The organism is Occultella kanbiaonis (assembly GCF_009708215.1).
GTDB lineage: Bacteria > Actinomycetota > Actinomycetes > Actinomycetales > Beutenbergiaceae > Occultella > Occultella kanbiaonis.
On record NZ_CP046175.1, the window covers coordinates 168,194 to 189,228 of the forward strand.

At 71.0% G+C, this 21,035-nt stretch carries 14 protein-coding genes; 12 read left to right on the forward strand and 2 right to left on the reverse strand.

Going from position 1 to position 21,035, the window contains the following annotated elements:
• Positions 1-60 precede the first annotated feature (60 nt).
• Genes GKS42_RS00785 through GKS42_RS00795 form a run of 3 tightly spaced genes read left to right on the forward strand, consistent with a single transcriptional unit; the run spans position 61 to position 4,158 of the window.
• Positions 61-1,053: an ABC transporter permease gene (locus GKS42_RS00785; RefSeq protein ID WP_154792108.1), complete on the forward strand. Its 993-nt coding sequence runs from the start codon at positions 61-63 to the stop codon at positions 1,051-1,053.
• A 4-nt stretch (positions 1,054-1,057) separates the two neighbouring features.
• A complete protein-coding gene (locus tag GKS42_RS00790) occupies positions 1,058-2,239 on the forward strand; it encodes an ABC transporter permease (RefSeq protein ID WP_154792109.1) in 1,182 nt (393 codons plus the stop codon).
• On the forward strand, positions 2,239-4,158 hold the full coding sequence (locus GKS42_RS00795; RefSeq protein WP_154792110.1) for an ABC transporter ATP-binding protein: 1,920 nt from the start codon (positions 2,239-2,241) through the stop codon (positions 4,156-4,158). Before GKS42_RS00790 ends, GKS42_RS00795 begins: the two co-directional genes overlap by 1 nt.
• Positions 4,159-4,197: 39 nt before the next feature.
• Here GKS42_RS00795 and GKS42_RS00800 read toward each other — a convergent pair whose 3' ends face one another.
• Positions 4,198-6,363 (reverse strand): alpha/beta hydrolase family protein, encoded by a 2,166-nt coding sequence (locus tag GKS42_RS00800; RefSeq protein ID WP_154792111.1) that lies wholly within the window; start codon positions 6,361-6,363, stop codon positions 4,198-4,200.
• A gap of 112 nt (positions 6,364-6,475) precedes the next feature.
• On the opposite strand from GKS42_RS00800, the gene GKS42_RS00805 reads away from it, so the two are divergent.
• From GKS42_RS00805 to GKS42_RS00835, 7 genes are all read left to right on the forward strand, one after another.
• The gene (locus tag GKS42_RS00805; protein WP_168217686.1) at positions 6,476-7,954 is read left to right on the forward strand and encodes a Gfo/Idh/MocA family protein; all 1,479 of its coding nucleotides are present in this window, start codon (positions 6,476-6,478) and stop codon (positions 7,952-7,954) included.
• A gap of 138 nt (positions 7,955-8,092) precedes the next feature.
• A complete protein-coding gene (gene lysS, locus GKS42_RS00810; protein ID WP_154792113.1) occupies positions 8,093-9,847 on the forward strand; it encodes a lysine--tRNA ligase in 1,755 nt (584 codons plus the stop codon).
• Between the two features lie 31 nt (positions 9,848-9,878).
• Complete coding sequence (locus GKS42_RS00815; protein WP_168217687.1) at positions 9,879-11,075, forward strand: ROK family transcriptional regulator; 1,197 nt, start codon at positions 9,879-9,881, stop codon at positions 11,073-11,075.
• A 92-nt stretch (positions 11,076-11,167) separates the two neighbouring features.
• On the forward strand, positions 11,168-12,409 hold the full coding sequence (locus GKS42_RS00820; protein ID WP_154792115.1) for a Gfo/Idh/MocA family protein: 1,242 nt from the start codon (positions 11,168-11,170) through the stop codon (positions 12,407-12,409).
• A 55-nt stretch (positions 12,410-12,464) separates the two neighbouring features.
• Complete coding sequence (locus GKS42_RS00825; RefSeq protein WP_154792116.1) at positions 12,465-13,379, forward strand: carbohydrate ABC transporter permease; 915 nt, start codon at positions 12,465-12,467, stop codon at positions 13,377-13,379.
• A gap of 10 nt (positions 13,380-13,389) precedes the next feature.
• Positions 13,390-14,343, forward strand: coding sequence for a carbohydrate ABC transporter permease (locus GKS42_RS00830; RefSeq protein ID WP_154792117.1), 954 nt, complete (start codon positions 13,390-13,392; stop codon positions 14,341-14,343).
• 11 nt (positions 14,344-14,354) lie between these two features.
• Positions 14,355-15,731, forward strand: a complete 1,377-nt coding sequence (locus tag GKS42_RS00835; protein ID WP_154792118.1) for an ABC transporter substrate-binding protein — start codon at positions 14,355-14,357, stop codon at positions 15,729-15,731.
• Positions 15,732-15,761: 30 nt separating this feature from the next.
• On the opposite strand, the gene GKS42_RS00840 is transcribed toward GKS42_RS00835, so the two are convergent.
• Positions 15,762-17,819, reverse strand: a complete 2,058-nt coding sequence (locus GKS42_RS00840) for an elongation factor G (protein WP_154792119.1) — start codon at positions 17,817-17,819, stop codon at positions 15,762-15,764.
• Between the two features lie 175 nt (positions 17,820-17,994).
• Between GKS42_RS00840 and GKS42_RS00845 the strand changes: the two genes are divergently transcribed.
• Together GKS42_RS00845 and GKS42_RS00850 are read left to right on the forward strand one after the other, a co-directional pair.
• Positions 17,995-18,876 (forward strand): Fpg/Nei family DNA glycosylase, encoded by an 882-nt coding sequence (locus GKS42_RS00845; protein ID WP_154792120.1) that lies wholly within the window; start codon positions 17,995-17,997, stop codon positions 18,874-18,876.
• Positions 18,877-19,027: 151 nt separating this feature from the next.
• Positions 19,028-21,031, forward strand: coding sequence for a heparinase II/III domain-containing protein (locus GKS42_RS00850; protein ID WP_168217688.1), 2,004 nt, complete (start codon positions 19,028-19,030; stop codon positions 21,029-21,031).
• The last annotated feature ends 4 nt before the right edge of the window (positions 21,032-21,035 follow it).

Here is a 21,035-nt window from a genome sequence, read left to right on the forward strand (position 1 = left end):
CGGCCGTGCCCACCCCCGTGCAATGACCCACGACTTCGGACCGAGCGGAAGGAGGAAGCGATGCTGAGATTCACGATCCACCGGATCCTGCACGTGATCCCGACCCTGATCATCATCTCGGTGATCTCGTTCTTCATCATCCAGCTCCCGCCGGGGGACTTCCTGACCACGCAGGTGGCGGCGTTGGAGGCCCAGGGCGAGAGCATCGACCCCGCTCAGCTCGAAGCGCTCCGGGTCCGGTACGGGATCGACGACCCGTTCTGGATCCAGTACTGGAAGTGGATCAGCAACATCCTGCTGCACGGTGACTTCGGCCTGTCCTTCCAGTTCCAACGGCCGGTCATCGACCTGATCACCGAGCGCCTGCCGCTGACGATCCTGCTCGGGGTCGCCACGCTGCTGTTCACCTGGGCGATCGCGCTGCCGGCCGGCATCTACTCGGCCATCAAGCAGCACTCCGCGGCGGACTACACGATCTCGGTGGTCGGCTTCATCGCCCTCGCGGTGCCGAACTTCCTGGCTGCACTGGTCCTCGCCTACATCGGCTTCGCCTACTTCGGTCAGAGCGTCGGCGGACTGTTCTCGCCGGAGTACGTCAACGCACCGTGGAGCCTGGCCAAGGTGGGGGACCTGCTCGAACACCTGTGGATCCCCGTGCTCGTCATCGGCCTTGCCGGCACCGCGGGGATCATCCGCACGATGCGCGCGAACATGCTGGACGAGCTGTACAAGCCGTACGTCACCACGGCCCGGGCGAAGGGGCTCCCGGAGGGACGCAACATTCGCAAGTACCCGCTGCGGATCGCCCTGAACCCGTTCATCTCGACGGTCGGCTGGTCGATCCCGTCCATCTTCGACGGCGAGGTGATCGTGGCGACCGTGCTCGCCCTCGGCACCACCGGCCCGCTCCTGCTGGCCGCCCTGAAATCCCAGGACATGTTCCTGGCCGGCGGGATCATCCTGATCATCGCCGTGCTCACCGTGGTGGGCACGCTGATCTCCGACCTGCTGCTGGCCGCCGTCGACCCACGGGTCCGATTCGGGAAGGCGTGATCGGATGACCTCCCAGACCCAACTCCCCCCAGCCCTTCCCGAGCCGGCGGACCCGACCGGGACCGAGACGGCCGACAACCTCGACACCGAGACCGGTCGGAGCCGCTCCGAGGTCACCTCGGCACCGCAGTGGAAACTCATCTGGTGGCGGTTCCGCCGGCACCGGCTCGCGATGATCGGGATGGTCATCCTGGTGATCCTCTACGTGGTCGCCCTCTTCGCGGGATTCTTCGCCCCGTTCAACACGACGTCCTACAGCGGCCAGCACGCCTACCAGCCCCCGCAGATCCCGCACTTCTCGTTCTCCGAGGGCTTCTACGTGCACCCCACGACCGGTGCCACGGACCCGGAGACGCTCGCCCCGGTCTTCACCGAGGACACCTCACAGATGGTGCACCTCGGGTTCTTCGTCGAGGGTGACCCCTACCGGCTGCTCGGCGTCATCGACGCGAACATCCACTTCTTCGGCCCCGAGGACCCGGGCGAGCGCTGGTACGCGCTCGGTGCGGACCGCGGCGGCGGGGACCTCCTCTCCAAGATCATCTACGGTTCGCAGATCTCGCTGTCGATCGGGCTCGTCGGGGTGGCCGTCTCGCTCCTGCTCGGCCTCATCCTCGGCGGCATCTCCGGATACTTCGGCGGCACGGTCGACACGGTGCTGCAGCGGATCATCGAACTGTTCATGTCCATCCCCACCCTGCCCCTGTGGCTGGGACTCGCGGCCGCCGTGCCACCCCAGTGGGGGCCGATGCAGACGTACCTGATGATCACCGTCATCCTCTCGCTCGTGGGCTGGACGTCGCTGGCGCGGGTGATCCGCGGCCGGCTGCTGCAGACCCGCGGCGAGGACTACGTGCTGGCGGCCAAGCTCGACGGCGTCCCGACGGGCCGGATCATCTTCCGGCACATGCTGCCCTCGTTCTCCTCGCACATCATCGCCACGGTGTCGCTCGCCGTGCCCGCGATGATCCTGTCGGAGACGTCCCTGTCCTTCCTCGGCCTCGGCCTGAGGGCGCCCGCGGTCTCCTGGGGCGTGCTGCTGCAGAACGCGCAGAGTGTGAACGTCGTGGCGACCGCGCCCTGGCTGATCCTGCCCGGCGTGGCCGTGGTGCTGGCCGTGGTCGCGTTCAACTTCGTGGGTGACGGACTCCGAGACTCCGCCGACCCATACGGAAAGAGGTCCTGATGTTCTCCGCCCCTCGCCGTATCCGCGAGCGCGACCGCGCCGCGCAGACCGCCCAACGTGGCCTGGCCGCCGCGACCGTCGACGCCGCCGAGCTCAGTGAGGACGACGCGATCCTGGACATCCAGGGGCTGCAGACCACGTTCCGCTCCGACGAGGGCACCGTGCATGCCGTCGACGACATCGACCTGGTCGTCCGGCGGGGCCGGACCACCTGCATCGTCGGGGAGTCCGGGTCCGGCAAGTCCGCCACGGCCCGCTCGATCCTGCAGGTGGTCGACAACCCGGGCCTGATCGAGGGCGGACGGATCCTGTTCCGGGCGGAGCCGGACGGCCCCGTGCGGGACCTGGCCGCGCTGAAGTCGAAGGGGGACGCGATCCGCTCCATCCGGGGTCGTGAGATCGGCATCATCTTCCAGGAGCCGATGTCGGCGCTGAGCCCCGTGCACACGATCGGCAACCAGATCAGCGAGGTCCTCGAGCTGCACAGCGACCTCAGCCCGGCGCAGATCCGCGAACGGGTCATCGACGAGCTGAACAACGTGGGCATCCCGCGCGCGGACGAGCGCGTCGACGCCTTCACCTTCCAGCTCTCGGGAGGCATGCGCCAGCGCGCCATGATCGCGATGGCGCTGATCGCCCGGCCAGCGCTGCTGATCGCCGACGAGCCGACCACGGCCCTCGACGTCACCACGCAGGCACAGATCCTCGACCTGCTCGGCGAGCTCAAGTCCGAGCTGTCGATGACGATGATCTTCATCACCCACGACCTCGGCGTCGTCGCCGAGATCGCCGACGACGTGGTCGTGATGCGGCACGGCAAGGTGGTCGAGACCGGCCCGGTCGACCAGATCTTCCACGACCCGCAGCACGACTACACCAAGGAGCTCCTGGCCAGCCTCCCGCAGCGGTCCGCGCCGCTCGGTGAGCCCGAGGACGATGGCGAGGACCGCCCCCTGGCGACGCCGCCGCCCGAGCCGGCCACCGCCGTCGAGGTGGTCTCGGACCCGGCCCGGACGCTCCGTCACGAGGAGGCGTCGGCGCGCTCGCTGCTGCGGATCCGGGACCTGCGGATGGAGTTCGACGCGGTCTCGGGGACCATGTTCGGGCGCCGTCGCAAGGAGAAGATCATCGCCGTCAACGGCGTGGACCTGGATATCACCGAGGGGGCCACCCTCGGCCTGGTCGGCGAGTCCGGGTGCGGCAAGACCACCCTCGGCCGGTGCGTGATGCGTGCCTACGACCCCACCGGGGGTGAGCTGCTCTACGACGACGGGTCGGGCGCCGTCGACCTCGCGGGCCTGTCCCAGAAGCAACTGCTGCCGTATCGGCGGCAGGTGCGCATGGTGTTCCAGGACCCGTACGGATCGCTGAACCCGCGGATGACGGTGCGCCAGGTGATCGGCGAGCCGTTGCGGGTGGCCGGACTGGCGAAGGGCTCCGAGCTCGACGACCGGGTCGAGGCGATGCTGGAACGGGTCGGGCTGAAGCGCTCGATGGCCAGCCGGTACCCGCATGCGTTCTCCGGCGGTGAGCGCCAGCGCATCGGCATCGCCCGAGCGCTGATCACGTCCCCGAAGCTGGTCATCGCGGATGAGGCCGTCTCCGCCCTGGACGTCTCGGTCCGTACTCAGATCCTGGAGCTCCTCGCCGACCTCCAGGACGAGCTCGGCCTGACCTACCTGTTCATCTCCCACGACCTGTCCGTGGTGGAACGGATCTGCGACCGGGTCGCGGTGATGTACTACGGCAATCTCGTCGAGGAGGGGCCGGCGGACAGCCTGTTCGCGAACCCCCAGCACGGCTACACCCGAGCGCTGCTCTCCGCAGTTCCGGTCGCCGACCCCCGGCTGCGCGGTACCCGCGAGCGCATCGTCTACCGGCCGGAAGAGGACGAGTCCGAGGAGGAGTCGGCCGCCTGAACCGGCGCGTCCGGCCCCGGCGGCCGTCACCGCGCGCGGTCAGGCGGGGGCGGCGACGAGCCGGTCGCCGAGCGCCGCACGCAGGACCCGCAGCGGCGCGCGGCGCATCATTGCGGGCAGCACCCACTGCCAGCCGCCGCGGCCCTCGTCGTAGCGGCGGGTCCGCATGATCCGGTCCGGCTCGACGACCTCGTCGCGCACGTGCACGGTCCGGACCCGTTCGTCGACGGCGGCCGCGAGCACCGCGAGGAAGGCGCCGGCTCCCTCCCCGTGCAGGTGAACCGGGCTGTCGGTGGCAAGGCCCGGGTAGGTGCGAGCCAGGTGGGTGTCGGTCAGGAGCATGTCGACGGCGCGGGTGACGTCATGGACGCGGGCGGCGGTGAGGGAGTCGCCGAGCCAGAGCAGGTCGCAGAGGAGCTTGTAGGTCGAGCTCGCCTGGTCGGTGGCCGGCAGGCCGTCCTTGTCGCGTGGCGTCAGGGCGCCGTGCCCGCGCACGTCGAGCGCGAGGACGAGGTCGCGCGGGTCGGCGCGTCGAGCGAGCGGGTGGTCGTCGGTGAATGCCCTGGTGCCCTCCTCGAGCAGGAGCACGTGCACGGCCCGCGTGCCGCCGGTCGGGGTCTGGTCGGCGGGTAGCAGGACGCCGGCACCCCAGAGGTCGGTCTCCGCGCGCCAGAGCGCGTGGGCGGTCCCCGACGGTCCCGGCAGCCACCGCGCGTTGGGTGGGCCGGCCGGTCGGCGTCCGTCGGCGACCCGGTCCCGTAGCCAGGCCACCGCGGCCGCCGGGGTCGGTTCGGGTAGCGCGTCGTAGGTGGCCAGATTCAGGTCGTACAGGAACCGGGCGTCCGGGTGGTCGAGGGCGACCTGGCCCGATGGCGTGCAGGCCAACCGAGCAGGATCGAGCAGTTCTGGTTCGGCGGCGCCGTCGGACACGGCGGCCCGGTCGGGCGCGTCGGCGCGGTCGGACGTCGCGGCAGGGTCGGTCGTGGCGGCCGAGGTGGCACCGCCCGGCGTCGCAAGGGCGGCCCGGGCCGGCGGCGCCACCGGCGCCGTCGACCCCGGGGGCGCCGCTTCCGATCCCGGGTGTGCCGCCGATCCTGGCGGCGCCGCTCCGGCGAGCGCCCAGCCGAAGAACTCGACGGCGGCGCTCGCCAGCTCCGGCGCGTACCGGTGGGTGCTGTGCGCGCGTGCGAGCCGCAGTGCGTCAGGTGCGCCGAACGCGTCGTAGGCCCGCTGGGCGAGGGCGACCGAGTCCAACGTGCCCTCGATCGGGAAGAAGTCGAACTCGGCGGCGAGCACCGCCACGGGCCGTGGCGCCATGACTGCGAGGAGGTCCGCGTGGTCGACGCCGTTGCCGGTGCCGCCGAGCAGGACCTGCTCGGCGTCCTGGCGCTGTCCGGTCCACAGGTAGGACGACCGGCTGGTCAGGTAGGTGCCGACCGCGGCGGCGGCCAACCGTGGCTCGAGGGCCATCATGAGGGTGGACAGCATTCCGCCGCCGCTGTTGCCGGTGATACCGATCCGGGCAGGATCCACCTCGGGCAGGTGCGTGAGCAGGTCGATCGCCCGGCGCGCGTCGTGCACGAAGTAGCGAGCCGGGGACTCGCCGAGCCACCAGGACTGGATCCCGGCGTAGGTGTGTTCCGTGGTCCCGCCGGCGACGAGCGGGTGAGCGTCGGCGTCGAGGTAACCGAGCCGCTCCCCCTGTCCCCATGGGTCGATCGCGAGAACCACGAACCCGGCGTCGGCCAGCCGCCCGCATACGGCCTGGTACTCGGGATCGGCCTTGGCGAGGCCCGCGTGCCCGCAGACGAACAGCACCGCAGGACCCGTGCCGCCCGGCACCGACGAGCCACGGGCGGACCCGGTGACGACCGGCCGGTACAGGTTCGCCGTCACGGGCACGCCCGGAAGGGACTCAAGGATCAGCGTGTCGACGGTGTGCTGGGCGGTCTCGATGCGTTCTCCCCAGCTCACCGGCGGGCAGGTGCCGTAGCCGTCGGTGGCCACCTCCCCGCCGATCCCTGCCGCCACCGCGGCTCGGGTGGCCGCCTGGTGCGCGCGGACCAGCTCGGGGGAGTCCGCCGCGAGGAGGTCGGCCCGACCCCGGGCCAGTTCCGTCTCGGTGCGCGCGGCCACGTGCCGGAGCAGATCCATCGAGACGTCCACGTAGCCGTCGAGGTTGTCTCGGAAGCCGAGCGAGGGCAATGGCACTCCTTCGTGAGTGTCGCGGGCAGGGCCTCGCGACGGTATCGTGCTCTGGATGCATGCGGTTGCTGCAATTGCATCACGCAGCCTACGACGATGTCAGGGAGATGTCATGAGCACGCTCCGGGAGTACCCGAGCGATTCCGGTTCGAGCGGTCGGAACCCGAACGCCCGGCCCGCCGAACGAACCAGCACCGCGGACCCTGCGGGGCCCGACGCACCCAGGCGACGCTACGCCGTCGTCGGCCTGTCGAACCGTGGCGTGGCCAGCTTCGTGCGACCACTCCTGGGGGTCTCCGATGCCGGGGCCCCGGACGACGCCGCCGACAGCTCCGACAGGTCCACGCTCGGCTACGGCGCCAGCGCCGACGACTTCTCCGGTCACGGCGAACTCGTCGCGGTGCTGGACGTCGACCGGGCTCGTGCGGACGCGTTCGCGGCGACGATCCTGCCGCCCGGGCACCCCGAGGTGCCGATCTATGCGCCGGAGGAGTTCGAGGATCTCGTGCGCGAGGCGCGGCCGGACGTGGTCATCGTGACCTCTCCGGACCACAGCCACGCCCGGTACATCGAGGCCGCGCTGGCCGCGGGCGTCGACGTGGTCTCGGAGAAGCCCATGGTCGCCACCGCCGCCGACGCGGCCCGGGTGCTCCGGGCCGAGCAGGCGTCGGCGGCGGGCGTGCGCGTCACCCACAACCTGCGGTACACCTCGCGGCACCGGCAGATCAAGCGGATGGTCCTGGCCGGTGCGATCGGGCGGCCGCTGCACGTGAACATGGACTACCACGTGGACATCCGGCACGGCGCGAGCTACTTCCTGCGCTGGAACCGGGAACGGGCGAACTCCGGCGGCCTGACCATCCACAAGTCCACGCACCACCTGGACCTGATCTCCTGGTGGCTCGCGGACGCCCCGAGCACCGTGTACGCCGTCGGCGGCCGGGACTACTACGGCCCCGGCAGCCCGCACCGCCCGGCCGGTGCGAACACCGCACAGGTGCGCGAACGCGACCCGTACTACCAGGCCCAACGGGGCAGCGGCGCGTTCCACGACGGTGCCGACCAGGCCAGGCGTGGGCTGTTCGACCTGCCCTACGAGGTGCAGTACCCGGCCGGTTCGGACCTCTACCTCTACGACGAGGAGATCGACGTCGAGGACCACGTCGCCGCGCTCCTGACGTTCGCCTCCGGTGCCACCGCGGCCTACGCCGTCGACTTCTCCTCACCGTGGGAGGGCTATCGGGCCACCCTCACCGGCACCCACGGGACCATCGAGGTGTTCACCGGACGTACGCCCGACGGCGAGTCGTTGCCCGGGTCCGGGCAGGTCACCCACCGGCCGCTCTTCGGCCCGCCCGAGGTGATCGACATCGAGAGCGTGTCCGGGGGACACGACGGCGCGGACCCGCTGATGCGACGGGACCTGTTCGTCGGCCCGGACGAGGAGTCCGTGGCCCTCGGCCTCGGTGCGTCCGCGCACGAAGGTGCGCTCGCCGTTGCTGCGGGGGAGGCGATCTGGCGGTCGATCGAGGAGGGTCGGATCGTGTCGGTCGCCGAGCTGCTGGAGACCCGGAGTTCGGCACAGGGCTAGCTCCCGGCGACCGCTCGTCGGCGGCGCCCGCACCCGCTTCGGCTCGGGAGGCTCGGGAGCGGTAACGTTTGCCGCTCGGCGCCCCGGGGCGCCTCCCCATGATTCTCCAGCCACCTCGAGGCAGGCACGGTTCAGGAAATGGCACGACGAGGCAACAACTCCGCGCCTACGGACTGGGTGACCCGCGCGGCTGACGACGCGATCCGTCACGCCGGCGGCGACCCTCGCGATCCCGCCGTCAGCGCGACCCTCACGGCCGAGGGCAGGGTCGTCACGTGCGCGTCGGGCATCAGTCCGTCGGGACCGATCCACTTGGGTAACCTGCGCGAGGCCCTCACCGTGCACTTCGTGGTGGAGGAGCTCAAGCGCCGCGGTGTGCCCGCCCGACACGTGCACAGCTGGGACGACTTCGACCGGCTGCGCAAGGTGCCCGCCGGCGTCGACCCGAGCTGGGCGACCCACGTGGGCAGGCCGCTCTCGGCGGTGCCCGACCCGTGGGAGTGCCACGCGTCGTGGGCCGAGCACTTCAAGGCACCGCTGCGCGAGGCGCTCGCCGAGATGGGCGCCACGATGGAGGAGGTCGATCAGACCGAGCGATACCGAGCGGGTGACTACACCGAGCAGGTGTTGCACGCGCTCTCGCAGCGTGCGGCGATCGAGTCGGTGCTGGCGCGGCATCGCACCAAGAAGCTCGAGGCGCAGGACCTCCCCGACGAGGATGCCGCAGCCCTGGCCGACTCGGTCGCGGGCGACGATGAGGCCACCCAGGCCGGCGCCCTGGCGCGCTTCCCCTACAAGCCGTTCTGCCGCACCTGCGGTCGGGACACGGTGACCCTGACGTCCTATGACGAGATCACGACCGACCTCGCCTACACCTGCGACGTGTGCGGCTCCACGCACATCACCAACGTACGCACGCAGCACGAGGGCAAGCTCGTCTGGAAGGTCGACTGGCCGATGCGCTGGTCGGTCCAGGGCGTCAACTTCGAGCCCGGTGGAATGGACCACGCCTCCCCCGGCTCCTCCTACACCGTCGGCAAGGAGATCGTGAAGCTGTTCGGCGCACGCGCGCCCTCGTTCGTCGGCTACAGCTTCGTGGGCGTGGCCGGCATGGCGAAGATGTCATCGTCGAAGGGCGGCGTGCCGACCCCGTCCGACGCGCTGCGCGTGCTGGAGGCGCCGGTGCTGCGTTGGCTCTACGCCCGCCGCCAGCCCAAGCAGGCCTTCACCGTCGACCTCGGACCTGAGGTCGTGCGGCTCTATGACGAGTGGGACGCCCTCGGCCGCAGGGCCGGCGACCCCGACAAGCTGGACGCCCAAGTGTTGGCGTTCCAACGCGCCTCGGCCACCTCGAGCGCCGGTACCTTGCCAACACCACCCGTGGCCGTGCCGTTCCGTACCCTGTCATCGATCGCCGACGTCACCGCCGGCAGTGCCGCCCAGATCAGCCGCCTCGTCGGCGATCTCGGGCACGAGCATGCGTCGGTCAACGATCTCGAACCCCGGTTGACCCGGGCCATGACGTGGACGCAGGAGTTCGTGCCTCACGAAGACCGCACCACGGTGCGCGCCGCCCCGGACCGCGAGCTGCTGGCGTCGCTCGGTGAGCGTGAGCGCGAGTGGCTCCGGCTGTTCCTCCAGCACCTGCCGAGTGCCTGGAGCCACGGCGTGCCCGACCTCGGGCGCGTCACCACGGTGGTCTACGGCGTGCCGAAGCTCGCTCACCGGCTCGCGCTGGACGAGGCACCGACCGACGAGGTGAAGACCGACCAGAAGGAGTTCTTCCGGCTGCTCTATCGCCTCCTCGTCGACGCCGAGCGTGGACCCCGGCTGCCCACGCTCATCCTCGCGCTTGGCTTGGACACTGTGACGGGATTACTCGTAGTTCCTTGACAAGGTGAACGAACGGGGCCACGCTAGCCTCGTGCACCGCAGCACCGACGCCACCTTCCTCTCGAGCCTTCGGCCCACCACCCGGGCCGTGGTTCGTGAACTCCTGCGTGCCGGGCCGTTGTCCCGCGCGGACCTGGCCCGGCGCCTGGATCTCTCCCCGGCGAGCCTGACGAAGCTCACCAGACCACTGGTGAACTCCGGCCTGGTTCGTGAAGAATCCGCGCAATCCGCGCGCCCGGGACGTCCCGGGGCGCCACTCGCGATGGATGTCGGGCGGCACCGCTTCCTCGGCATGAAGATCACCGGCGACGAGTTGTTCGGGGTCTCGACGGACGCCGGTGGGGCCGTGCAGGAGGTCGCGCACCGTGACCTGCTCAGCACGGACATCACCACGGCGGCTGGGCAGATAGTTGAAATGATGAATGAACTCGATCCCGAGGGCATCGCTCAGGCGCTCGGTATCGGGCTCGCCGGTCGGATGCTGCACTTCGACGACACGGTCCGTGACAACGGCTATCTCGGCTGGGACGACGTCCCGCTCGCCCGCCTGATCAACGACGCCACCGGGGTCCCGACGGTGCTCAGCGGGGATGCCCGCGCGCTCACCGCGGGCGTCCAGTGGTCGGGCCCCGGTCGTGGCTACGACGACTTCGCCGTCGTGACCATCGGCGTCGGGATCGGCGTCGGCCTGGTCCTGGGTGGGCAGGTCCGCGCGGGCGGGCACGGCACCGCCGGACACGTGGGCCACACCCCGGTCACGGACTCCGGGCCGCTGTGCGAACTCGGCCATCGCGGCTGCGCCGCGAGCCTGCTGAACTCCGCGGCCATCAGCCACGCCATCGGCGTGCCACACGGACGTGCGGACCTGGACCTGGCCGGCGCGGTCGCGCTCGCGGAGGCCGGAGATCTCGCCGCCCTGCGCGCCCTGACCGACGCCGGGCGTGCGCTCGGCACCCTGATCGCCACGATCGTGAACCTCCTCGACCTGCCGGCCGTCATCCTCGCCGGGGACGGCCTCGGCATCATGCCCGTGGCACGCGCGGCGATGGCGGACGCGCTCTCGGAACACCTGGATCCCGGCACCCGCGCACCCCACATCGAGGAGTTCGACTCGACGTTCGACGAGTGGGCCCGCGGCGCCGCCGTCGTGGCCTGCCAGTGGGTGCTCGCCGCACCCGAGACCGTCGGCACCCACCGACCGACCCAGCGGACGCCGTCCGGTACCTGACCGACGCAAGCCCGACGATCCGAACCAAGGCCCACCGACCAGTCCATCGACGAACCCGACCACAGCACCGACCACCCCAACCAGGAGCACCAGTGACCGCTTTCGCCCCCGAACCGCACGCCCCCCTCGACCCCGCCGCCGGCACGTTCAGCATCGGCATCGTCGGCGCGGGACAGTTCTCCAAGAGTTTCGCCACACTCTGGGACCTGCACCCGAACGTCAGCCGGCTCGTCGTGACCGACCTCGTGCCCGAGCGCGCGGAGCAGCTCGCGGCGCGCTACGAGGGGGCCACCACGGTGGCCAGCTACGAGGAGATGCTGGCCAGCGACGTGGACGCCGTCGCCATCTTCACCCAGCGCTGGACCCACGCGCCGCTCGTGCTGGCGGCGCTCGCCGCGGGCAAGCACGTGTACTCAGCGGTGCCGATGGCCACCGAGATCACCGACATCGACGCGATCATCGCCGAGACCGACCGCACCGGACTCACCTACATGATGGGCGAGACGAGCTACTACAACCCGGCCACCGTGCACCTGCGCAATAAGATCGCCGAGGGGGCGCTCGGCCAGGTGTTCTATGCCGAGGGCGACTACGTGCACGACATGGACCTCGGGTTCTACGCGGCCTACCAGTACAGCGGCGGCGAGGACTGGAAGGCGACGGCGAGCTACCCGCCGATGCTGTACCCGACGCACGCCATCGGCGGTGTCCTCGGCGCCCTGCCCACGCAGGCCGTGAGCGTCAGCTGCCTCGGGGTGGAGGACCGCCGCGGCGACGGGGTCTTCGACCGCGAGGTCAGCCAGTTCGGCAACAGCTTCTCCAACGCCACGGCCCTCTTCGAACTCTCCGACGGCGGCACCATGCGCACGAACGAGATGCGCCGGGTCGGCTACCCCTCGCACATCCGGGAGTCCCGGTTCCGGTTCTTCGGCACCGAGGCGAGCTTCGAGCAGCTCGCCCACCAGAGCGTGTGGAACGACAAGTCCGACTCCACCGACATCTCCGAGAAGTTCGTGCCGTTGCGCTCGGACACCGACGTCGAGGAGCTGGCGGACGTCGACCCGGCCCTGCGGGAGGCGTTCACCTCCGGCTCCGCGCCGGTGCACGACCGGAGCCGGCTCCCGGCCGTCTACGCGGACGCCCCGAACGGCCACGAGGGCTCCCACCACTTCCTCGCCGACGACTTCGTCCGCGCCGTCGTCACCGGCGTCGCGCCCCCCGTGGACGCCCGCCGGGCGGCCATGTTCACCGCCCCCGGCATCGTCGCGCACGCCTCCGCGCTCGCCGGCGGCGAGCGCCTGCCGATCCCCGACTACGCCCACCCGAGCGCCTGACCCGAGTACCACCCGCCACAACCTGAAACGCCTGCAACGACGCAAGGAGCAGAACATGGCCCTGGCAACCACCCCCCGCGCCGGACGGGAGGGACGCCGTCGGCGCCGGGATGACACCCGGCTCGCGCTCGCGTTCATCCTGCCGGCCTCGATCGGCCTGGCCATGTTCTACTTCTGGCCGCTGCTGCGCGGCATCTACCTGAGCTTCACGTCGTGGGACCTGCTCAGCCCGGTCGAGTTCATCGGGCTGGAGAACTACCGCGAGATGATCGCCGACCCGGTGTTCTGGAACGCCGTGCGGGTGACCGTGCTGTACGTGATCATCAACATCGGCGTGCAGACCGTGGTGGCGCTGGTGCTGGCGGTCCTGATGCAGCGGCTCAGCCAGTCCACGCTGCTTCGAGGGCTGGTGCTGACCCCGTACCTCGTCTCGAACGTGGTCGCGGCACTGGTGTTCCTGTGGATCCTCGACTTCCAGCTCGGCATCGGCAACCAGGTCCTGGCGTGGATCGGGCTGGACCGGATCGGGTTCTTCACCAGCGAGGCCTGGGCGATCCCGACCATCGCGCTGGTGAACGTCTGGCGGCACATGGGCTATACGGCGCTGCTGATCTTCGCCGGGCTGCAGACGATCCCGCCGACGATGTACGAGGCCGGCCGGATCGACGGCGCGTCCGAGACCCGGATGTTCTTCGGGATCACGGTCCCGCTGCTGCGCCCGATCCTCGGCCTGGTCCTGATCGTCTCCGTGATCGGCTCGTTCCAGGTGTTCGACACCGTGGCCGTGACCACCGGCGGTGGTCCGGTGGACGCCAGCCGGGTCCTGCAGGTCTACATCTACGACAAGGCGTTCGGGCAGTTCGACTTCGGCTATGCGTCGGCGCTCAGCGTGGCGCTGCTGATCATCCTGATGGTCGTCACGTTCCTCCAGTACCGCATCACGCGTGCGGGCCAGACGGACCTGAACTGAGGAGGCGGCCATGACCGACATCGCAACGACCGAACTCGAGTCCGTCTCCCCACGTACCGCCGAGCGGACCCCCGCGCCGCGCCGCAGGCGCCGGCCGACGGTCGGCAAGGTGGTGGCCTGGGCGGTGATGATCGTCCTGCTGCTCATCACCCTGTTCCCCTTCTACTGGATGCTGCGCACCGCGCTGTCCAGCAACGGCGCCCTCTACTCGAACGCCACCTCGCTCCTGCCGGTGGACTTCAGCTGGGGCGGGTTCGAGCGGGTCTTCGGCCTGCAGACCACCGAGGAGGCCATCGCGCAGGGCGGCTCCGGGGCCTCCATCGACTTCTGGCTCTACCTGCGCAACTCGGTGATCGTCGCGACCGGGGTGACCGCCTGCCAGGTGTTCTTCTCGGCGATGGCCGCCTACGCGTTCTCGCGGCTGCGCTGGAAGGGCCGCAACGCCGTGTTCAGCGTGTTCCTGCTCTCCCTGATGGTCCCGGCCATCTTCACGCTGCTGCCGAACTTCGTGATGATCCGGGACCTGGGCCTGATCGACACCCTGCTGGGCATCATGCTGCCGGGCCTGTTCATGACCCCGTTCGCGATCTTCTTCCTGCGGCAGTTCTTCATGAACGTGCCCCTCGAGGTCGAGGAGGCGGCCCTGATCGACGGCGCCAGCAAGGTCCGGGTGTTCTTCGCGCTGATCATCCCGATGTCGGTCGGGCCGATCGCGACGATCTCGATCCTGACCTACATCGGCTCCTGGAACGACTACTTCTGGCCGTTGATGGTCTCCTACACCGACGAGTCCCGGGTGCTGACGGTGGCCCTGGGCAACTTCAAGTCACAGACGCCGCAGACCGGACCGGACTGGGCCGGCCTGATGGCCGCGACCCTGGTGGCGGCGCTACCGATGATCGCGCTGTTCCTCGCGTTCGCGAAACGGATCGTCAACTCCATCGGCTTCAGCGGGATCAAGTGAGGCGGTCAATGATGAACAGGACACATTCCCGACGGCGTGGGCTCGCATCGCGGGTCGCGCGGACCTCGGCGGCACTCGCCGCCGTGACGCTGGTGGCGGCCGGGTGCTCCGGTACCGCCGAGGGCGACGGCGGCACGGCCATCGACTACTGGCTCTGGGACGCCAACCAGCTGCCGGCCTATCAACGCTGCGCTGACGCGTTCGAGGAGCAGAACCCGGACCTGCAGATCCGGATCAGCCAGTACGGCTGGGACGACTACTGGAGCAAGCTCACCGCCGGCTTCGTGGCGGGGGCCGGTCCGGACGTGTTCACCGACCACCTGACCCGGTACCCGGAGTACGCCCAGCGCGGCCTGCTGGTGGACCTGTCCACCCTGGACGCGACGGCCGACATCGATCCGGGCGGGTTCCAGGAGGGCCTCGCCGACCTCTGGGTGGGTCAGGACGGCGGTCAGTACGGCGTGCCGAAGGACTTCGACACGGTCGCGCTGTTCTACGACCGCAACGTGATCGAGGAGGCCGGCCTGAGCCCGGCGGACCTCGAGTCGCTGGACTGGAACCCGGAGGACGGTGGCTCGTTCGAGGAGCTCCTCGCGCACCTGAGCGTGGACGAGAACGGGATCCGCGGCGACGAGGAGGGTTTCGATCCGGACAACGTCGCCGTCTACGGCTACGCCTCGAACGGCTCGGGCGGAACGGACGGGCAGACCGCGTGGTCCTGGCTCGCTGCCTCGACCGGGTGGGAGTTCACGAACGCCGACGTGTGGGGCACCGAGTACTACTACGACGACCCACGGTTCCAGGCCTCCGTGGCCTGGCTCTTCGGCCTGGTGGACAAGGGCTACATGGCGCCGTTCGAGGAGGTCGGCACCGCGCCGAACCCGCAGCAGGCACTCGGCTCCGGCCGGGCGGCGCTCTCGGTGAACGGATCCTGGATGCTCGGCACCTACGCCAACCTCGAGGGCGTCGACCTCGGCATCGCCTCCCTCCCGAGCGGTCCGATCGGGCACCCGGTCTCGATGTACAACGGCCTCGCCGATTCGATCAGCGCCCAGAGCCCGGACCCGGAGGAGGCAGCCCGCTGGGTCGCGTTCCTCGGATCGGACGACTGCCAGAACCTGGTCGGTGAGGCAGGCGTGGTCCTCCCGGCGCGGCCCGCCGGCACCGAGGCGGCGATCGAGGCGTTCGCCGACCGCGGCCTGGACGTGTCGCCGTTCACGGACCTCGTGGACAACGGGTACACGGTGTACTTCCCGGTCACCGACGCCTACGGGTCGATCTCGGCCCTCGGCGCCCCGATCATGGACGAGATCTACATCGGCAACCGCGACGTGGGCACCCTGACCGAGATGAACGACGAGGTGAACGCGATCCTCTCCGGGGGATGACGCCGGTCGTGACGACGGGTTGGCCCGCTGTCACCGGTCCGTGCCGCGGGCCGCGAGGCGGGCCGGCTGCACGTCGTAGTGGTCGTGGGTGCTCCGCACCGAGCCCCAGCCGCCGGTGAGGGAGCGGAGGTCGAGCACGTACCGGCCGAGCTCCGCGGCCGGGACCAGCGCCTCGATCACCTGGGTGCCGCCGTCCAGGGTGCGGGTGCCGCGGACCTGCGCACGGCGGGCGCCCAGATCGGCCAGCACGTCCCCGGTGCTCGAGTCCGGGACGCTCACCTGTACGGCGCTGATCGGTTCGAGGACGACCGTGCCCGCCTGGGCGACGGCCTCGCGGAGCGCGTGCCCGGCCGCGGCGCGGAACGCCATCTCCGAGGAGTCCACCGAGTGGTACCTGCCGTCCACGCACTCGGCCACCAGGTCCACCACCGGGTACCCGTGCGCGCCGCCGGCGGCCATGGCCTCGGTCAGGCCGCGCTGCACCGCCGGCACGTACTGGCGCGGCACCGCACCGCCGACCACCTTGCTCTCGAACGTCAGGCCGGTGCCGCGCGGCGCGGGGGTGAACCGCACCCGCACCACGGCGAACTGCCCGTGCCCACCCGACTGCTTCTTCACCCGACCCTCGACCTCGACCGGTGCCGCGAGGGTCTCGCGGAAGGCGACCCGGACCGGCTCGGTCACGGCGTGCACCGCGAACTTGCGCTCCAGCCGCTCGAGAGCGACGTCCAGGTGCATGTCCCCGGTGCCGCGCAGCAGCACCTGCCCGGTGTCGGCCACGTGCTCGGTGACCAGTGCCGGATCCTCCGTGCACAGCCGGCGCAGCGCCTCCGGCAGCCGGTCCTCCTCCGCCGGCGAGGCGGCGTGCACCGCGACGGCGAACCCCGGCTCCGGCCAGGCCGGTTCACCGAGCGTGACCGGCCGGCCCGGGCGGGCCAGCAGGGTACGGGTGGGGGAGTCGGACAGCTTCGCGACCGCGGCGATGTCACCGGCCGGCACCCGGATCGCCATCAGGTGGTCCACGCCGCGGATCCGGAACAGGCCGTGCAGCCGTTCGGCGGCGCCGGTATCGGTGTTGGTCAGGTGGTCCTCGGCCTGCACCGTGCCACTGAGCACCTTGATCAGCGAGACCTGCCCCACGAAAGGATCGGACAGGGTCCGGAACACATGCACGAGCGGCTCCCCGTCGGGATCGGCCGGCACGTCGGTCTCGCGGCCACCGACCAGTACCCGGGTCGGTCGTGGCGCCGGGCCGAGCAGGCAGACGTGATCGAGCAGTTCGGTGATGCCCACCCCGGTGATCGCTGAGCCGACGAGCACCGGGACCACGCTCCCGGCCGCGATCTCGGCGGCCAGGGTGGCACCGATCTCGGCCGGGGTGAGCGGGTCCCCGGCCAGGTAACGCTCCAACTGGTCGTCGTCACCGGTGACCACCTCCTCCACCAGGTCCTCGTGCAGCCGGTGCTGCTCGGCGGCCAGCTCCGACGGCGCAGCGACCGGGTGGCTGTGACCCTCGCCGTCGTAGTCGGCGTCGGTGTCGGTCAGCAGGTCCGCGATGCCGTGGAAGTCGGCCCGCTCGCCGAGCGGCAGTTCCAGCGGTCGGACGGTCGGCCCGAACCGGTCCTGGAGGTCGGTGAGCACCCGATGGAAGTCCGCGCCGGACTTGTCCTCCTTCGTCACGAAGACCAGTGCCGGCAGGTGCAGCGCCGTGCACCTGGCCCAGGCTCGCTGGGTGCCCGGCTCGACGCCGTTGGTGGCGGCGACCACCAGCACGGCGAGGTCGGCCACGGACAGTGCCACGTCCACCGCGTACCCGAAATCATCGTGACCGGGGGTGTCGATGACGTTCACCCGATGGCCGCGACCCGCCGTCGTCCAGTCCAGCGGGGCGAACGCGAGCGAGGTGGAGATGCCCCGGCTGGTGGCCTCGGGTTCGGTGTCGCACACGGTGGAACCGTCCTCGGTGCGGCCCATCCGGCCGATCACGCCGGCGCGCTGCAGCAGCGCCTCGACCAGGGTGGTCTTGCCGCTGCCGCTGTGGCCGATCACGGCAATGGTGCGGATGTCCTGCGTGCGCGGATCGTCCATGTCTGTCCGTTCGGCTCGGGACGCCGGGGCCTTCCGATGCTAGACCCGCACGGCGCCCGCCGGGAGGCGTGCGGGCCGTTCGCATCACCGGCGGGCGTCCACCGTCGTCGTCGCAGGTGCTGCGACCGGTGGCATACGGTTGAGCCCGGCGACGTCCGAGACCCCTGGGAGCATCGTGCCCGAAGGCCACACCATCCACGCGCTCGCGGGCCGGCTCAACCGTGCGTTCGCCGGTGGGTCCGTGCGGGTCACGAGCCCGCAGCGCCGGTTCGCGGGCGGCGCACAGATCCTCGACCGGCGGGTCCTGGTGGAAGCCGGCGCGTGGGGCAAGAACCTGTTCGTGGAGTTCGACGGCGACGCCTGGCTGCACGTGCACCTCGGCCTGATCGGGTTGTTCCCCGTGGTGCCGTTGCCGGAGGACCTCCGCCGCGCCGACCCCGAGGACATCCCGACCACCGGCGCCGTGCGGCTGCGGATCGTCGGCGACGGCCACGTCGCGGACCTGCGCGGGCCGATGACCTGCGCCCTGGTCACCGGCGACGAGATCGCCGCCTTCACCCGCCGACTCGGCCCGGACCCGCTGCGGCCGGACGCGGACCCGGACCTCGGGTGGGCGAAGCTGAGCCGCAGCACCCGGCCCATCGCCGAGCTCCTGATGGACCAGGCCGTGCTGGCCGGTGTCGGCAACGTGTACCGGTGCGAGGTGCTGTTCCGGCACCGGGTGGACCCGATGCGCCCGGGCAAGGAGATCCGCCGGTCCACCTGGCAGGCGATCTGGGACGACCTGGTGCTGATGCTGCCGCTCGGCGTGGTCTACCACCAGATCCTCACGATGGACGATCAGATCGAGGCCGCGCAGGCCGAGATCGCCGCCGGACAGGCGCCCCGACACACCGCGGACCTCACCGGCGAGCGCCTGGGCGACCACTTCGAGCGGCGGTTCTTCCTGTACAAGCGCACCGGCGAGCCCTGCCTGGTGTGCGGCTCCAAGGTCCGTTCGAAGCCGCTCGCCGGGCGCACCCTGTACTGGTGCGGCCGCTGCCAACGCCGCCGCTGACGAGGTCCGGGCAGAGATGCCTTGACGACCGCGACCACCCCCTCCCGCGACCGGCCGATGTGGCGGAACGTGCAAACGAGCGTCCACACGTGCATGGAGGCACGGGTCCGCAGGTCCGACAATGGCTGGGATCGGACCGAAGGGATCACAGATGTCGCAGGTGAGCGAGGACCGCGTGGCTCAGGCACGTCGCGAGGGTGTCCGAGCAGCGGTCCGTGACGACCCGTGGGCGCGCCGGGCCGCCGAGGAGATCCGCAGGCACGCGGAGGCCGCCGCAGCCCACCCGACACTGGCGGACCGGCCGGACCGGGAACGCTGGTGGCACGTGGCGTGGGATCGTCTCGCCGACGTCGCCTTCAGCCACCTGCTCGAACCAGAGGAGGCGCTCGCGCAGTGGCTGCGCGACCAGGTCGGCTGGATCGTGGCCGCCGACGCGGACGCCTGGATCGGTCCGGGCTTCCGCGAACGCGTGAGCCCGTCCCTCGGCCAGCTCGAGACGGCCCACGTGGCCCTCGCCCTGGCGACCGTCCTCGAGATCGCCCCGGACGCCGTCGGGAGTCTGCACGGGAGCGTCCTGGAAGCGCTCCGGACGAAGGCGCTGGGGCCGTCCGAGCGATGGCTGCGCCGGCGTGAGGAGGCCGCCGCAGGCGGCGGCCAACTGAACAACTGGTACGTGGTCCTGCTCGACGGGCAGGTCGCGGCCGCCCTGCACGCGGGAGAGGAGGCGCACCTCGAGGCACTTCCGGAGCGTCTGCGACGCGTGCACGATCTCTTCGAGACCGACAGCTACGGCGAGTCGCTGCAGTACTGGGGCTACGCCGCCCGCCACGCCGCGGAACTGCACGCCCGGCTGACGGGCCGGCTCGACTCGAACGGGGTGGACGCCATCGCCGGCGTTGGCCGTGCCGACCTGGACGCCCTGCTGCTCGTGCCGCTCGACCGGTGCCTGCCCTGGGTCGCCGCCTCGCTGACGGCGCACCCGGACCCGGCCGCGGGCCTGAGGCCCGGGGCGGTGAACCTCGGTGACTCCGCCCGTACCTGGCGCCCGCCCGCCGAGGTCCTGGCCGCGATCGCGAGACGGCAGCTGCCACACGCCGAGGTTGCGAGCTGGCTGTTGGAGGCCTGCTACCCGGCGCAGCCGGTCCCGATCGCCTCGGAGCTGAGCACCTTCGGCTTCTTCAACCGGGCCGGCTGGCGGGCGGTGGTCGACGCGCCCGAGCGCCGGCCGGCGAGACCTCCGGCCGAGGGTGCCCTGGCCGTCGCCTACCGGGCAGGGACCACGATCGTGCGCACCGACTGGAACCCGGTGCCCGAGACGCTGGTGGCCCTGCAGACCGGACACGACGCCCTGGGGGCTTCGTCCCACCGGCACGCCGACGTCGGCTCGTTCGTCCTGGTCCGCCGAGGCGTCAGCCTGTTGGCCGACCCCGGCCACTGCACCTACCGCCTGGACGCCCATCGAGCCGCGACGGCCGCAACCAGTCACTCGACGTGGACCTTCAGCGATCCCTCGGGGCCGATCGAACAGCACCTGGTCACGGCGGTGCCCGGCCGGCAGGAACCGGGACCCGTCGGACCGGACCGGCAGACCCCGCTCGGGCCGCTGCGCAGCGTCGGCGTCGACCTCGCGTCCACCTATGGCGCACCAGTGTCGACAGCGCGACGGACCTGGCACGTCCTGATGCCGCACGTCGTCGTCGTGGTCGACGAGATCGCCGCGGACCGCCCGCTCCAGGTGCGAACCCGGTTCGTCACCGACAACTCCGGTGACGACCTGGCCACGCATGTGGCGACCGGATCACGCGTCGTCATCCGTCGCGGCGGCCAGGCAGCGAAGATCCTCCGGGTCGACGCCCGTACCGACGGGGTCGAGGATGCGGCACCGGTGGTGCTGTCGACGAGCACCCTGCACGACGTGTACGACCCGCTGCCACTCGCCCCCGGCCAAGGACGCGAGGGCACCGGCGTGGTGCAGACGTTCAGTACCGCGCGAGCCGGACGGACCCATCGCGCGGTCTACGTGATCATCGCCGATGACGAACCCCGGATCCGGGGGTGGCACGCAGACCTGGAGGACGGCCGCGTGACCGTCAGCAGCCCCGAGCGCACGGTCGTGCAGATCCCGTTCGTGCCGGCCCGTCCCGCCGAGGGGTAGGTCC